This is a genomic window from Glaciecola sp. 33A, from assembly GCF_002836745.1.
Classification (GTDB): domain Bacteria; phylum Pseudomonadota; class Gammaproteobacteria; order Enterobacterales; family Alteromonadaceae; genus Glaciecola.
Map to the genome: position 1 here is coordinate 668,675 of NZ_PJAR01000044.1, position 15,659 is coordinate 684,333.

Consider the following 15,659-nt stretch of genomic DNA (forward strand, 5'->3'; position numbering starts at 1 on the left):
ACACCTAATGTTATGTGAATAAAATCAACGCATCTAACGTTATGTTGATTTGGGGCAAAAATGATAAACTAGCGCCCATTGCAGATTATAAAGTATGGCAAGAGATGTTGAATTCGGAGACTGCAATATATGAAGATTTAGATCATATGCGCATGGTGGAGATCGCCATTATGGTGCCTAGAGACATTATGTTGTTTTTAGACCGAACCGCATAAAACAACGAAACGTTTGGTCGATTTTATTACAGTATTGTTATTTTACTATTTGAGAACATAAGAAACTGATGGAATACATCTATTTATTAATTGCGTTTATTTTTGGCTTCGGTTTTCGGTTATTAAACCTGCCGCCACTCATTGGCTATCTCATAGCCGGTTTTTCCTTAAATGCATGGGGCATAGAAAGTAATAGTAGTTTGCAAGAAATAGCAGACCTTGGCATCACCATTATGCTTTTTACTATTGGTTTAAAATTGAATGTTCAAGACCTGTTAAAACGTGAAATATGGCTAAGTAGTCTTCTACACTCTACTATTTGGATAGCATTTGTTAGCGCGTTATTTCTATTGTTAAGCTTGATTGGCTTACCCTACTTCACTACTATGGATCCAACGACCGCAGCCTTAATTGGATTTTCATTTAGTTTTAGTTCTACCGTTTGTGTGGTCAAAATACTAGAGGAAAGTGGCGAGAGTAGAACCCGACACGGCAAAGTGGCTATTGGTATTCTGGTAATGCAGGATATTTTCGCGGTACTTTTCATGGTTTTAGCGACTGGGGAAATTCCCTCGCCATGGGCGCTGTTACTTTTCCTACTTATACCGATGATACCGCTATTGCATAGATTATTGAACCAGTCTGGGCATGGAGAATTACTACCATTAACCGGTTTTATCTTGGCCTTGGGAGGATATCAATTATTTGAACTTGTTGGCATCAAGGGCGACCTAGGAGCCCTAATATTTGGCGTGTTGATTGCTGGACACTCAAAAGCAAACGAGTTGTCCAAGTCGTTATTAAGTTTCAAAGACCTATTCCTAATTGGTTTCTTTTTAACCATCGGATTAACCGCACTTCCTACGCTAGAAATTACAGGTATCGCCTTGTTGATAACGCTGTTGTTACCGCTTAAATTTTACTTATTTTTCATTCTACTTACTAAATTTAGATTGCGAGCGCGAACCGCGTATCTGTCCAGTTTGGTAATGTCTAATTACAGCGAATTTGGACTCATCATTGCTGCTGTTGCCGTCAGCGTTGGCCTGCTAGACAGCGTGTGGTTAGTTATAATGGCATTAAGTGTTTCGTTCTCGTTTGTGTTTACAAGCATGTTGTATAAAACCTCACATAATCAATATAACTCGCATAAAAAGCGCCTCCAAATGTTTCAATCAACTATATCGTTGAATGAAGACCTTTATCCAAAAATGGGTGACACAAAGGTACTTGTTATTGGAATGGGAAGAGTGGGTAGAGGCGCCTTTAAAACGTTAGCTAAATTGATGGAAAAAGGGGTTACGGGGATGGATGCTGACGTAGACAAAGTTAATTCACTAAAAGAACAAAACTACGAAGCTATTCTCGGTGACGGTGAAAACATCGACTTGTGGGAAAATATAGACATAAGCAAAATTGAATTGATTTTGTTAGCCCTGCCCTCCATCGATGATTCGTCGAATATTACTAATCAGCTTAGGAATGCCTCTTATTCAGGCAAAATTGCAGCGATAGCAAGGTATGAAGACGAAGTTCAGCCCCTTCTTGACGTAGGTGTAGATAAGGTATTTAATTTTTTCACAGAAGCCGGTTTGGGCTTTGCTGAAGAAAGTTTTGACATGTTAAATCAGACCACTAGTTGAGACGTAACATGGTTAATAATAAATGTCTTAATGAAAATGATTATCATTACTATACTATTGATATATATAGATTATTTGTCAATAATTATTGATATTTGGGGGAACCCTTCTATACTAATAAGTAATCAAATATAACCTGTTCAATACTGATTTATATAAAAGGTAGCTAAATGAAAGGTAAACCAGACGTAATTAGAGTTCTCAATGAGGTACTTACCACTGAACTCACTTCAATTAATCAATACTTTTTGCACGCTCGTATGTACAAAAACTGGGGTTTTGAAGCACTCAATGAAAAGTGCTACAAAAAGTCGATAAAGGATATGAAACAGGCGGATGAGGTGATCTCTCGGATCTTGTTTCTTGAAGGCCTGCCCAACTTACAAATGCTCGGTAAGATATATATTGGTGAAGAGCCCGCTGAAATGCTGGAGTGTGATGGCAATTTTCAACGTAAGCAAATTCCACAAATGAAAGATGCCATAGCACTGTGCGAAACACATTTAGACTTCGTATCTCGCGATTTACTCGCTAGTATTCTCGAGTATGAAGAGGAACATTACGATTGGTTAGATACCCAAGCTTACCAAATTGAACAGTTAGGTATTCAAAATTACCTTCAGTCTCAAATAGAGGAAGATTAATATGCAAGGCAATAAAAATGTAATTGATGGGCTAAATACCCTGCTTGGTTATGAACTAGCAGCAATGGACCAATATTTTCTGCATTCTCAAATGTATTTAGACTGGGGACTAAATAAATTGTATGAGCGCATAAATCATGAATTTGACGATGAAAAAGGACATGCAACCAAACTCATTGAACGCATGCTTTTTTTAGGCGGCAATCCCGATATGCAAACTCGGGTTGGTTATAAGGCAGGTAAAGCAGTTGCCGAAATGTTACAAAGTGATTTGCGCGTAGAATATGAGGTCGCGGACAAGTTAAGAAAGGTCATTGCAATGTGCGAAATTGAAAAAGACTATGTAACACGCGACATGTTAATGATTTTGCTAGATGACACAGAAATGGATCATGCGCATTGGTTAGAGCAACAACTCGGTCTCATTGAAATGTTGGGATTATCTAACTACCTGCAGTCACAAATGTAAGTTACTCTGGGGATGTATAAAAAGCGGCTGAGTAAGTTTTTACTTGGCCGTTTTGGTTTTCGATATTCAAGTTAAGTTGCCACTGCATTTTGGCCAGACTACAACTGCCTAAAAAGGTCACATAACCATCATCTGTTTTCATAATTGGTGTTTTGCCCATGAACATATTTACTCCTTCAACCCAAGCTTCTGTCAGTTTTAGTTCCTGCGGGAGTTCAATAGACAGTAAAATTTCTTCTTCAGTTACGATAGGTGATAAAAAATTTACCGATATTTCGTCGTTTTTGTATACAAATGTACACTTTCCAACAGTTAAATCGCATTCTCCTGATGGATTAATTGAGCTATTAACATTTTTATAATAAACACCTGAAAGGCTCATTGCCAATAGGGCTATAAAGAGTATTAGTGTCTGTTTTGAATACATTTTATTCTAATTTTTTACATTTCATTAACCGTTGACTCATCTTTATTGACCAAGATCAAGTCCGACTCAAGTAATATATCTTTTTGTACTGAAAAACATTATTATCCGTATGTGATACCTCAACAGTTTACTTAACTTGCTCCGACTACTCAACTAGTTAGAAAACGTAAGTAAACGATATTGAGATGTAGTTATTTTTTCTCCGACGCGGAAGACATATTAATATGAGCGAAACAAGCCAAGCACAACATGACTACAACTATAAAGTGGTCCGGCAATTTACAATAATGACGGTTGTTTGGGGCATTGTTGGAATGTCATTAGGGGTTTTAATTGCTGCGCAATTATTCGCACCTGCATTAAATTTTGACATTCCATGGTTAACTTACTCTCGTTTGCGACCCTTACACACTAACTCGGTGATTTTTGCCTTTGGTGGTTGCGCGCTGTTCGCTGCGTCTTACTATATTGTACAAAGAACTTCCCAGGTAAGACTTTTCAGTGACAAACTCGCTGCCTTTACTTTTTGGGGTTGGCAAGCAGTTATCGTTTCCGCTGTTATAACACTGCCCATGGGTTATACTTCGAGCAAAGAATATGCTGAGTTAGAGTGGCCGATTGATATACTCATTACTTTAGTTTGGGTCGCTTATTGTATCAACTTCTTCGGCACCTTAGTTATACGAAAAACCTCTCACATTTACGTTGCTAATTGGTTCTTGGGTGCGTTTATGTTGACCGTTGCAGTTTTGCATATAGGCAACAGCATGGTTGTTCCTGTTTCTTTCATGAAGTCATATTCAATCTATGCGGGTGCAGTAGATGCAATGATGCAGTGGTGGTACGGACACAATGCCGTCGGTTTCTTCCTAACAGCTGGATTCTTAGGAATGATGTATTACTTCGTACCTAAACAAGCGGGTCGCCCAGTTTATTCATATCGTTTATCAATTGTTCACTTTTGGGCACTAATTTCATTGTACATTTGGGCCGGTCCTCATCACCTTCACTACACTGCTCTCCCAGATTGGACGCAGTCGTTAGGAATGGCAATGTCCATTATATTATTTGTGCCGTCTTGGGGAGGAATGATCAACGGCATCATGACGCTTTCAGGTGCTTGGCATAAGCTAAGGACAGACCCAATATTGCGCTTCTTAATTGTGTCATTATCATTCTATGGTATGTCTACCTTCGAAGGCCCGATGATGGCGATTAAAACAGTCAATGCGCTGTCTCACTACACAGACTGGACCATTGGGCATGTTCATTCCGGTGCACTGGGTTGGGTAGCAATGGTAACGATTGGATCTATGTATCACTTAGTTCCTATTTTGTTCGGTCAGCCAAAAATGTACAGCACCAAATTAATTAATATTCACTTTTGGTTAGCAACAATCGGTGTTGTTTTGTATATCGTGGCAATGTGGATGTCCGGCGTATTGCAAGGTCTAATGTGGAGAGCGGTAAACGCAGACGGTACATTAACCTACTCGTTTGTAGAGTCATTAGAAGCCTCTAAACCTTTCTATATTGTTCGCTTCATCGGTGGTCTGTTCGTTGTTACTGGTATGTTCATTATGGCATACAACTGTTATCGCACTATTAACGCGCCAAAAGAAAGCATTGTAGATAACCCTGCAACTGCCGGAGCGTAAGGAGAGCTATTATGAAAAATCCACATGAGTTATTAGAAAAAAACGTTGGTTTGCTAACTGTCCTTATTTTAGTCGCAATCAGTTTTGGCGCAATGGCACAAATACTGCCTCTTATGTTCGACCAGCAAGCATTGGAGCCAGTGAAGGGTTTACGCCCTTATACGGCGCTAGAGTTGGAAGGCCGAGATATATACATCCGTGAGGGTTGCGTTGGTTGCCACAGCCAAATGATACGTCCGTTTCGTTCTGAAACTGAGCGTTATGGGCACTACTCAGTCGCCGGTGAATCTGTTTGGGAACGTCCTTTTTTATGGGGGTCGAAAAGAACAGGTCCGGATTTAGCGCGAGTCGGTGAACGCTATAGTGATGAATGGCATCGTGTTCACTTGATTAATCCGAGAAATGTGGTTCCAGAATCAAATATGCCTGGTTATCCTTGGTTGGCCGAAAATAAACTTGACGGTGAGCATATCGTCAAGAAAATGGAAGTTAACCGTATGTTAGGTATGCCATATACAGATGAAGATCTTGCAGGTGCTGAGGCTGCAGTAAAAGGCAAAACAGAAATGGAAGCCTTAATCTCATATCTGCAGCAACTTGGGACACACTTAAAATAATGGACCAAGGAACTATCGGCAGCATATTTACGGTCATCGTTTTCGTCTCTTTCGTTGGAGTTTGTTATTGGGCATTCAGCAGCCGCAATAAAAAGAACTTCGACGAAGCAGCAAACTTAGTTTTCGATGACGAAGAAACCAAAGTTTCAAATAAAGAAGATCAGGAGTCTTAAACTTATGAGTATGTTTTGGACAATATGGATATCGGTTATAACACTAGGCTCTATCCTAGGGTGTTTCTTACTACTTCGTTGGTGTTTATCAAACGATACTGGTATTGAAGAAGGTGCGTCAATGGGGCATGTATTTGACGGCATAGAAGAACTGAATAACCAATTACCCCGTTGGTGGACAATATTATTTTACATTTGCTTGGTCTGGGCCATCGCGTATCTAATCCTGTATCCAGGATTGGGCAGTTTTAAAGGTGTTTTAGGTTGGACTAGTTCTAACCAAGGTGTTCTTTCACTAGAAGAGTCAAAACTGGCATTACAGAAAGACATTGACGAAGGTAACTGGAATGAGTACGCCCTTCAAATCAAATATGCGAATGAAAAATTTGATCCTATATTCGCTGAATATGCAAAAACACCCGTTGAACTATTAGCGCAAAACGAAGGCGCCGTGCAAGTTGGCCAGCGATTATTCTTGCAAAATTGTGCACAATGTCACGGTTCAAATGCTAAGGGCGCAGCATCGGGTTTTCCTAATCTAACTGATAACGATTGGTTGTACGGTGGTTCCGGTGACAAGATTAAAGAAACCTTAATCTTGGGTCGTCGTGGCGGTATGCCAGGATGGCTAGGTAGCATGGGTGAAGACGGTGTAGCAGAAGTTGTCGCATACACCCTAAGCCTGAGCGGTCGAGACGTTGACCTAGACTTGAAAAATGCGGGCAAAACACGCTTTGTGGTTTGTGCTGCCTGTCATGGAATAGACGGTAAAGGAAATCAAATGATCGGTGCTCCTAACTTAACAGATAATATTTGGTTATACGGCGGAAACCAGAAGACGGTTACACAGACCCTTTATTACGGACGCAACGGTGTAATGCCCGCGTTTAAAGAGACACTTGGTGAAGATAAGGTGCACGTTGTCGCAGCTTATGTATATAGCCTATCCTTAAATAAGTAAAAACGACTAAAGAAGCCTCGTGTTAACGGGGTTTCTTTTTTTTTTCAACTTAATATTAAAGAAGAGTTCACGCATTATGGAAGAATCAGACATTGAACCTTGGTATAGGCAGTTTTGGCCTTGGTTTTTAATCTGTATCCCCTTGTCTTCATTTATCGTTGGCGGATTTGTTGTCAGTTTTGCAACGGACGGAACAAACACGTTGGTAGTGGACGATTACTACAAAGAAGGCAAAGCAATTAATGAGAGGCTTGGTAAGATTGAAGAAGCTCAAACGCTTAACATCAAGACCCAATTAAATATTAATAATGACTTTATTGCTGTTGAATTTCTATCCGGCGCCCCGCAAACTAAACAAGCGCTTAGGTTAGATTTTTATCATGTAACGCTTGCGGATAAAGACTTCCAAGTATTGTTAAGTGCGGATGCTAATGGTATTTATAGAGCGGAAACTGACATACTTGTGAACGGTAAATGGCGTTTACGTCTAACACCACTTGATGAAAGTTGGAAAGTTCAGAAGACCCTCATTTTGCCAACATCCATGGCGGTCAGTTTCAACCCATAAGGGCGGTACCCATTCTCAATGGCTATTAATGTCTCAAAAGGCGATTGCTTTCATTGCGGCCTGCCTAATTTAGAAGATGACAAATATCCTGTCACCATTCTCCACAAAACTCATAATATGTGCTGCCCCGGCTGCCAAGCAGTGGCGTCAGCTATCGTTGAAAATGGACTAGAAAGCTACTACGAATTCAGAACAGAACCCGCAACAAAAGGTGATTCTGCACTGGATAATACGATGAACAAGCTTGCAGTGTATGACGAACCAGAGCTACAAGAAGAATTTGTTTTTGAAAATGGCAAACACAAACAAATCCAATTAACCGTGGAAGGCATTACATGCGCCGCTTGTGGATGGCTGATAGAGAAGCAACTTGCTAAAGTTGTCGGCGTTAAACAAGTATCTGTTAATGTTGGTGCTCGTCGTGCAATGATTGCATGGAATGATAAAGAGATTAAACTTTCCGGCCTACTCAAACAACTTAAGACCATCGGCTATGAATCCCTCCCCTTTCAAGCTGACAAACACGAAGCTTCGTTTCAAAGTGAACAAAAGAGTTACTTAAAAAAGTTGGGCTTAGCGGGTTTAATGACCATGCAGGTCATGATGTTGGCCATGGCACAATATTTTGATTTATTTGGCGATATTGATGCAGAATCAACACGCTATTTTAATTGGATCAGTCTTGTTTTAACAACGCCTGTTGTATTGTATTCCGGTAGTGTTTTCTATCTTAGTGCTTTGAAAGCGACAATGGCGAGAACAATCAACATGGATATATCGGTTACCGTCGCCATATTCTCAACTTATATCGCTGGATTTATAACCGTCAATCAGGTTGATGCAGAAGTGTATTTTGAATCAATTTGTATGTTCGTGTTTTTTCTTCTTATTAGTCGCTATTTAGAGCAGCGAACAAGGCATAAAGCGAATCAAATTTCCTCAAATATGTTGAAGCATATTCCAGTCACAGCTTATAAATGGATCAATGGTGAATTAACCTCGGTATTAGCAAAACAATTACAAGTTAACGATCTAGTGTTGGTAAAAGCAGGTGAAATTATACCTGTGGATGGAGAAATCACTGAGGGACACGCTACAATTGACGAGTCCATGTTAACGGGTGAATTTGAATCCGTCGACAAACAACAAGGCGCATATGTTTATGGCGGTACCATTAATCAATTGGGTGTTATTACCATTAAAGTAACCAAGACACTGAAGTATGCGATGGTTAATCAAATTCTGCGATTACAAGAAACTGCTATGGCAAATAAACCAAAAGTAGCTCTACTGGCAGACAGACTTAGCCGCCACTTTAGCATTATTGTTTTGGCATTCACTGCCTTTACATATGGATTTTGGTACTTCCAAGACAGTCCTCATGCATTTTGGATTGCTATTTCTGTGCTGGTTGCAACCTGCCCTTGTGCGCTTGGCCTCGCAACGCCGTCAGCATTGACTTGCGCCATGGCCAAGTTAAATAAGGGCGGAATACTCCTCAAACGCGCCGACGCACTCGAGCAACTTACCGACATATCTGACATTGTGTTTGATAAAACTGGCACGTTAACTTACGGAGAATTTTCCATACAAAAAGTATGGGTAGCTGATGGATCTCAAAAGGATGCCCTATTATCTATTGCAACAGCATTAGAAATGAGGTCTGAGCATCCTATTGCAAAAGCGTTTTCAAAGCTAGAAATCGATATTAAGCATCAATGCATCAGCAACTTTAAGGTTAGTATTGGTAATGGTATCTCTGGCAACATTAATGGTCATGTTTATCAGTTGGGCTCGGCAAATTTTATTGGCATAAATAATGAAAATCCGTTTATTAACGAATTAAATGATGCCTCAATCATTCTTGCAAAAGATGATTGTGTTGTGGCTGCATTTTGGTTGGCGGACAAAATTAAAAATGATGTCGCTGATGTATTGAAAACACTAAGCGGTTATGAGACCAGTATACTGAGCGGCGATAATGAAAAAAATGTCCGCGATGTGGCGCTTAAGTTAGGTATTGGCAAGACTTACGCGCAACGCACACCATTGCAGAAGTTAGATACCATAAAGACGCTTCAACACCAGGGTAAAAAAGTATTAATGCTAGGTGATGGTATTAATGATGCGCCTGTATTGGCTGCTGCTGATGTATCTGTGGCCGTGGGCAACGCATCGGACCTAGCCAAAAATGCAGCCGATGTCATATTACTAAATGCTCAGTTAGACTCGCTGGCTCTGGTGTTGAGGATGGCAAAAAGAGCGCGTCGTAAGATAAAGCAAAACATGGTGTGGGCGATTGGTTACAATGTGTTAGTTTTACCATTAGCTATGGCTGGTTTTTTGACGCCTTGGATGGCCGCTCTTGGTATGTCTATCAGTTCAATTATCGTAGTTTATAATTCTACACGTCTTCTTAGAGATTGAGGTAACAGCTTATGAGTATTATTTATGTGTTAATCCCTTTAGCCATTGTTATTGTGGGCATTGCAGTGAGCATATTTTTTTGGGCGGTAAGGTCAAATCAATTTGACGACTTAGATCGCCAAGGATATAGCATTTTGTTTGATGACGATATTAAACACAAAGACGTCGATACTAATGAACAAAAAGAGAAAATTAATAAAACCGACGAGACCAAATAATGCTCGACATTAACTACCTTGGGGCGTTCTTGATTGGAATTGCTGGCGGTGTACACTGCATTGGCATGTGCGGTGGTATAGCAAGTGCTTTTTCATTTGCCATTCCTAAAGGTCAATCACAACTCCCATATATTTGTGCATACAACTTTGGTCGTATTATTAGCTACACAATAGCCGGCGCAATCACTGGTTTCGTGGGGGGCATAGCGACAGTCAATATTGAATCTGGCTTACCTATTTTACAGATAATTAGTATTATATTTTTGGTCTTGTTGTCACTTTATATTGGCGATTGGTATAAAGGTTTATCACTTCTGGAGAAGCTTGGTGGCAAACTTTGGAAAAAAATAGCGCCCTTATCAAAAAAACTTATTCCATTCAAAAACCCATTCTACACACTAGCATACGGCATGGTCTGGGGTTGGTTACCTTGTGGCTTGGTGTATTCAGTACTAACCTGGTCCCTAGCCAGTGAGTCGGCGATGCAAGGCGCAGCGGTCATGTTTTCATTTGGTTTGGGAACCCTTCCTACTCTTTTAGCTGCAAGCCTAGGTGCCAGTTTCTTAGTTCCCATTTTTCAGCACAAAATGACACGAAAAATAATTTCAATTATGCTCTTTGGCTTCTCTTTGATCTTGACCTACAATCTATTTTTGAGTCATACTTGATCCTAAACTAATAACAAGGAGTAGGTTATGGCAAAAGATGCTGAACTTTCCATTCACTGTCAAAGTTGTAGTTTTAGCCACTTATGTTTACCTGTTAGTTTGAATAAAGAAGAACTAGAGTCATTAGACGACATTATTGAGCGCAAAAAGCCGCTTCACAAGAATGATAAGTTAGTCAGTTATGGCGACGATTTTCATTCGCTATATGCAGTTCGATCAGGTTCATTTAAATCATATATAAGCGACAAAGACGGTGTCGATCAGATAATCGGATTTCACTTCCCCGGCGACATAGTTGGATTTGATGCTTTAAAAGATAATAAGCATGGCAGTTACACCCAAGCATTGGAAACCGCCATGGTGTGCGAGTTGCCCTACGATACATTAGATAAAATGTCGATTAAATTTCCAAAGCTTAGGCATCAAATAATGCGGTTTATGAGTGCTGAAATAAAGCATGATCATGACTTAATGATGCTATTAAATAAGCGCAGCGCAGAAGAACGTCTGTTGCATTTTTTGATTGACTTATCTCAGCGATTCGAAGAAAGAGGGTTCTCTCCCAAACAGTTTAACTTGTCGATGACACGAAATGAAATCGGTAACTACTTAGGTTTGACGGTTGAAACCATTAGTCGACTGTTAACTCGTTTCCAGAAAGAAGAGTTAATAAAGGTAAATGGTAAGTTAATATCTATTATTGATTTTGACGGTATTAAAAAGCGGTTTCCTGATATGGAAATTAACGTTACTAGCGTTTGTTAATTTTAACAACGCAAATATACACCCTCAAATTCCGTAAACTCATCTCTCGTTTGTGTTGCCCTAAGACAGAGAATTATTTTATTAGACCATAGGTTGATCTAGGGCAATGTGGTTGCTAGCACATTGCCTCAAAATAATTCAGAATAAAAGCAGATAGTTAAGCTTTGGAGAAACAGATGTTCACTTGTACAAAAATACTCGCCGTTACCGACCCTACCCTTGACCAGCAGTCCTCGTTATTGCGCGCATTAAGCATTTCTGAAAAAACAGGTGCCCAAATTATTTTGTTCTCGTGTATATACGATAAGTCTTATGACATGACTGCCGTGTTGACCAGTGACGAGCGTTTCAATATGAAACAAGCATTGGTTGAACGTGAAAAATTAACGTTAGAGGCTTTAGTCAAAGAATTAAATTGCGACACTAATGTTGACGTGGTTGTAACCTGGTATAAAAAATTACATGAGTCGGTAATCGATACGTGCAACGAATACAAGTGTGACTTGATTGTAAAAGCGACGAAAAAGCATGGCTTATTGTCCTCTAGTTTATTCACTCCAAATGATTGGCACATTGCGCGCAACTCCTCGGTCAACGTTATGTTAGTTAAGTCCCATGAATGGCCACAGAATGGCAATGTCGTTAGTTCTATTGGCGTTTTAGCTAAAGATGATGAACACAACAGCTTAAGTGATAAAGTGGCTGAAACTGCTCATGCTTTATCACAACTACTTGACGCTACCCTTCACTTTGCAAATTCATTTGCAGGGGCACCGTTGCACATAGCGGTGGAAGTACCTAATTTTGCGCCAGAGGTTTACAATAAATCAGTAAAAGACAGGCACATGAAAAAAGTGCTCGAACTAGCTGAAACCTATAAAGTAAATACTGATAATGTGCATGTATTAGAAGGACTACCTGAAGATATAATCCCTGAACTATGTAAAGAATACAAAGCAGATTTATTAGTCATCGGTTCTGTTGGACGCACCGGATTTTCAGCAGCCCTTCTTGGCAATACCGCTGAGCTTATTATTGACGCTGTTGAATGTGATACGGTAATTGTAAAATAAGATTGAGAAAAACGAGATTGACATGAAAATTGGACTCGCACTTGGTGCTGGTGCCGCCAGAGGCTGGGCGCATATAGGGATAATTAGGGCACTGCAAAAGGCTGGCGTTGAGATAGACGTTATCGCTGGTTGTTCGATTGGTGCATATGTTGGCGCTGCATTTGCTAGTGGCAAACTAGATGACTTAGAGACTTGGGCAAATTCATTGACCGAGTGGCAGGTATTTAAACTCCTAGGTGTTGGCTTTAGACGTGGTGGAATAGCCAGCGGACACAAAGTATTTGATAAGTTAAAAAGCGATTTTTGTGCGCCTACCTTCGAAGGTATGAATATCCCTTTTGCTTGTGTTGCAACTGACCTCTATTCCGGCAGAGAAGTGATATTCAATAAAGGAGAAATTGGCGACTCTATTCAAGCTTCGTGTGCTATTCCCGCGCTATTTAGTCCTGTCGATTATAACGGCAGATGGCTGGTTGATGGTGCCGTGGTTAATCCTGTTCCCGTCAATCAATGCAGACAAATGGGTGCCGACTTTGTTATTGCTGTCAACCTAAGTGCTGATTTCAGGCCAAGGCTGATTGAAACATGTGAACTTGAACATCAGGAAAATCAAAGAAAAACTGATGAAATGCTTGAGAGAGCGAGCGATGGGTTTATCAAAAAGTGGCTTTCGCCAGAAGTGAAAGCGAATAAGAAAAAACCACCAGGAATTGTCGGTGTAATGAGTAGTTCCCTAGAAATACTGCAAGCTAGAGTAACCCGCTCCCGACTTGCTGGCGAGCCACCTGATATTCTTATTGAACCTCAGTTACATGATGTGGGTTTACTTGAATTTCATCGTGCTAGTGAAGTTGCTGAAAAAGGCCGTCAAGCTGTTGAGCGCTTAGCTAAACAGCTTGTCTTTCAATTAAATTTAAAAGAAAAAATCTAAGGGTTACTCACTATTTAATTGCAATTGCAGTTATGCGTAACGGTATGGTTTGCAGCTTAAGCCCTTTATTGCGGGCAAACCATTCATTGTTTAGCATTAATGTCCCTTCATTGATGATTTCACCCGTTTTAGTTGTTTCACGAAGATTTTTATCACTAAATTGAAGCATTAATCCATTTACTGTTGGCATCATAAACGATAAAAAGCTGCCCATTTCATTAAAAAATGCTTCGTATTGTTGGTAAATAAATTGCATTTCTTCAAATGTATAGTCAGTCTTTAAATACTCAGGCTTGGTTTCAAGCTGAACTGATATATCGCATTGATTTGATGGTTCTTTAAAATCAATCACAACAAATGCATTGGCTAAGCGCAGTGCTTTTTCTGATTGAATAGTGAACCGATTTTCTGACGTCACCGTTAAGGGGATCTGAACCTTTTGAGTGCTAATACGTGCTTTTTTAATCGTACAAAGTTCCCCTGAACCAACGTGTTTAAAGCCAAACGCAAATTGAAGAGCCTGAGTATCTTCATTGTCCAACTTGCTAACGTGACCATAAAAAGTCCTATATTTAACCTCTACTTCGTCAGCAACTGCTGGTTGTATTAACAACAATGCTAACACAACTGATAAGACCGGCTTGCGCATTACATAAGTTCCCTATTAACTCTAATCATTTGTTTTAATTCCACCACGTAATCGTCTCCACGCTCGGAATATTTAGTTAAACCTTCGCTCAATGCAACAGCTGAGATAGGCTGCATCTTATTGCGTAGTTGTTTTCTAATACCGCGCATCTCTTGATAGGCACTATGCCTGTTTAAGTTTCGCATATAGGTATACATTGCTTTAGATAAATTATTGAATTTGGCTACTTCATGCGCGGCATCATCATCGCGACGTTTGGGCACAAACCCACACCCTTTTCTAAAGCACCAAAGCCCGAAAAAATTATACCCATTACGGGCAAATCGTGACGTCCCCCAAGCAGACTCATTGGCAGTTTGGACCAACACTAATTCTACGGGAATAATATCGACTTTTGTTAATAAGCTATCGAACACCGGATCCAGATCATCATTTTTCTCAACTCGATATTCATCTGCCAGCCAATCAAGCTCTTGCATTTGTTTTTCTGTGATCATTTCACCAGATATATGCTTTGCCCGTAAACCATGAATGAACTCTCTTTGCATTAATATATGTCTATTTTGCATTTCAACTGAGGGTCTCAAGTAATTAAAGAAAGCTTTCTTTTTCTCTGTTGTGTCCTCGTACTGATTGAAATCAGGTATGGGTTTCTTTGCAGATTCGCTTTGTGGAATTGTCTGTATAATTGATTTTTCAGGTTGCAATAAATATATACCAAACAACACTAAAACCAAAACGCTAGAGGCGATCGAAATAATCTTCAATTTATGCATCAAAATGAGTTTCCTCTAAGTTGGCAACTGGCTGCACTTGTTGTGTCTCCTCTTGAACCCCAAACAAGTCATTATATAAGATACCTATAACGTTATAATACAGGGGCACTATCCAAATAAACGCGAGTCCAAACGTTACTATGCCAAGTAAAAATAAAGCAACGAAAATAACGAATAAGATAGTCAATTGCAATAGGTATCGATTACACATTTGAATCGACAGCTTTATCGCAGTAAATGGCCTTAGTTGCTTATCAGCGATTAAAAACTTAGTAAAAATAGTCGAGATAAAAATATATATCGCAGGCAAAATAAATAGTGTCATACCAACCTGAGTTAACAATGAAACGATCAGTTCTGCCGTTGCTAGCCAAAGTATGAAAGGAACATACATAAATAGACCCATTACGTTAATAGGCTGTTTTCGTTCAGTTTTAACTGCCAACATGCTAATCCCGGCCATTAGCGGCGACATAAAAACAGTAAGCAACATATTAAAAAAATAGGTTTCCGTTTGCATTTCTTCGAGTTGTACAACGGTCTCAATATTATACATATTAAACAACACAACAAATGCAGCTAATGCAATGAATAGTAGAATAAACATACACCGAAGAATGACGGAATAATTTTGCTTTGTCGCAGTATTCCCTCGTTCAAACAGGCGCTTAATATCTAAATTGTAATTTTGTGATGGTGCTTTATTCATTGCAGACTAATTTTCCATATTAATTTCTTTGACAGTTATTTGTTGGTCGTGCAAACAACTACTCATAA

General features: G+C 39.7%; 19 protein-coding genes. 15 read left to right on the top strand and 4 right to left on the bottom strand.

All coding sequences use genetic code 11. The features are described 5' to 3' along the window. Positions 1–14 precede the first annotated feature (14 nt). The 4 genes from CXF81_RS19015 to bfr (CXF81_RS19030) all read left to right on the top strand — a co-directional run bounded on the left by CXF81_RS19015 (position 15) and on the right by bfr (CXF81_RS19030) (position 2,971). Positions 15–215 carry a hypothetical protein gene (locus CXF81_RS19015; RefSeq protein ID WP_101182967.1) on the top strand — a complete coding sequence of 67 codons (201 nt, stop codon included), beginning with the start codon at positions 15–17 and terminating at the stop codon, positions 213–215. Positions 216–283: 68 nt separating this feature from the next. Then, positions 284–1,858 (top strand): cation:proton antiporter family protein, encoded by a 1,575-nt coding sequence (locus CXF81_RS19020; RefSeq protein WP_101182968.1) that lies wholly within the window; start codon positions 284–286, stop codon positions 1,856–1,858. Positions 1,859–2,028: 170 nt separating this feature from the next. Next, on the top strand, positions 2,029–2,502 hold the full coding sequence (bfr, locus tag CXF81_RS19025) for a bacterioferritin (protein WP_101182969.1): 474 nt from the start codon (positions 2,029–2,031) through the stop codon (positions 2,500–2,502). A 1-nt stretch (position 2,503) separates the two neighbouring features. Further along, positions 2,504–2,971: a bacterioferritin gene (bfr, locus tag CXF81_RS19030; RefSeq protein ID WP_101182970.1), complete on the top strand. Its 468-nt coding sequence runs from the start codon at positions 2,504–2,506 to the stop codon at positions 2,969–2,971. A 1-nt stretch (position 2,972) separates the two neighbouring features. On the opposite strand, the gene CXF81_RS19035 is transcribed toward bfr (CXF81_RS19030), so the two are convergent. Continuing rightward, complete coding sequence (locus CXF81_RS19035) at positions 2,973–3,398, bottom strand: hypothetical protein (protein WP_101182971.1); 426 nt, start codon at positions 3,396–3,398, stop codon at positions 2,973–2,975. 224 nt (positions 3,399–3,622) lie between these two features. On the opposite strand from CXF81_RS19035, the gene ccoN reads away from it, so the two are divergent. The 11 genes from ccoN (at position 3,623) to rssA (ending at position 13,457) form a co-directional block, all read left to right on the top strand. After that, positions 3,623–5,056 (top strand): cytochrome-c oxidase, cbb3-type subunit I, encoded by a 1,434-nt coding sequence (gene ccoN / locus CXF81_RS19040; protein ID WP_101182972.1) that lies wholly within the window; start codon positions 3,623–3,625, stop codon positions 5,054–5,056. Positions 5,057–5,067: 11 nt separating this feature from the next. Continuing rightward, a complete protein-coding gene (gene ccoO / locus CXF81_RS19045; protein WP_101182973.1) occupies positions 5,068–5,673 on the top strand; it encodes a cytochrome-c oxidase, cbb3-type subunit II in 606 nt (201 codons plus the stop codon). Next, entirely contained in the window at positions 5,673–5,846 is a 174-nt protein-coding gene (locus tag CXF81_RS19050) for a CcoQ/FixQ family Cbb3-type cytochrome c oxidase assembly chaperone (RefSeq protein WP_101182974.1), read from the top strand. The genes ccoO and CXF81_RS19050 overlap by 1 nt, the downstream gene beginning before the upstream one ends. 4 nt (positions 5,847–5,850) lie before the next feature. Continuing rightward, a complete protein-coding gene (gene ccoP / locus CXF81_RS19055; RefSeq protein WP_101182975.1) occupies positions 5,851–6,807 on the top strand; it encodes a cytochrome-c oxidase, cbb3-type subunit III in 957 nt (318 codons plus the stop codon). Between the two features lie 76 nt (positions 6,808–6,883). Beyond that, complete coding sequence (locus tag CXF81_RS19060) at positions 6,884–7,375, top strand: FixH family protein (RefSeq protein WP_101182976.1); 492 nt, start codon at positions 6,884–6,886, stop codon at positions 7,373–7,375. Positions 7,376–7,393: 18 nt separating this feature from the next. Then, complete coding sequence (locus CXF81_RS19065) at positions 7,394–9,802, top strand: heavy metal translocating P-type ATPase (RefSeq protein ID WP_101182977.1); 2,409 nt, start codon at positions 7,394–7,396, stop codon at positions 9,800–9,802. Positions 9,803–9,813: 11 nt separating this feature from the next. Further along, entirely contained in the window at positions 9,814–10,020 is a 207-nt protein-coding gene (gene ccoS, locus CXF81_RS19070; RefSeq protein ID WP_101182978.1) for a cbb3-type cytochrome oxidase assembly protein CcoS, read from the top strand. Next, the gene (locus CXF81_RS19075; protein ID WP_101182979.1) at positions 10,020–10,688 is read left to right on the top strand and encodes a sulfite exporter TauE/SafE family protein; all 669 of its coding nucleotides are present in this window, start codon (positions 10,020–10,022) and stop codon (positions 10,686–10,688) included. The genes ccoS and CXF81_RS19075 overlap by 1 nt, the downstream gene beginning before the upstream one ends. 27 nt (positions 10,689–10,715) lie before the next feature. After that, a complete protein-coding gene (gene fnr / locus CXF81_RS19080; RefSeq protein ID WP_101182980.1) occupies positions 10,716–11,453 on the top strand; it encodes a fumarate/nitrate reduction transcriptional regulator Fnr in 738 nt (245 codons plus the stop codon). A gap of 176 nt (positions 11,454–11,629) precedes the next feature. Further along, positions 11,630–12,526, top strand: coding sequence for a universal stress protein UspE (gene uspE, locus CXF81_RS19085; protein WP_101182981.1), 897 nt, complete (start codon positions 11,630–11,632; stop codon positions 12,524–12,526). A 22-nt stretch (positions 12,527–12,548) separates the two neighbouring features. Then, complete coding sequence (gene rssA / locus CXF81_RS19090) at positions 12,549–13,457, top strand: patatin-like phospholipase RssA (protein ID WP_101182982.1); 909 nt, start codon at positions 12,549–12,551, stop codon at positions 13,455–13,457. A gap of 10 nt (positions 13,458–13,467) precedes the next feature. On the opposite strand, the gene CXF81_RS19095 is transcribed toward rssA, so the two are convergent. The 3 genes from CXF81_RS19095 to CXF81_RS19105 are packed head-to-tail and all read right to left on the bottom strand — an operon-like array spanning position 13,468 to position 15,591. After that, on the bottom strand, positions 13,468–14,106 hold the full coding sequence (locus CXF81_RS19095; RefSeq protein ID WP_101182983.1) for a DUF2987 domain-containing protein: 639 nt from the start codon (positions 14,104–14,106) through the stop codon (positions 13,468–13,470). Then, positions 14,106–14,882 carry a glucosaminidase domain-containing protein gene (locus CXF81_RS19100; RefSeq protein WP_101182984.1) on the bottom strand — a complete coding sequence of 259 codons (777 nt, stop codon included), beginning with the start codon at positions 14,880–14,882 and terminating at the stop codon, positions 14,106–14,108. The genes CXF81_RS19095 and CXF81_RS19100 overlap by 1 nt, the downstream gene beginning before the upstream one ends. After that, positions 14,875–15,591 (bottom strand): hypothetical protein, encoded by a 717-nt coding sequence (locus tag CXF81_RS19105; protein WP_101182985.1) that lies wholly within the window; start codon positions 15,589–15,591, stop codon positions 14,875–14,877. The genes CXF81_RS19100 and CXF81_RS19105 overlap by 8 nt, the downstream gene beginning before the upstream one ends. Positions 15,592–15,659 lie beyond the last annotated feature (68 nt).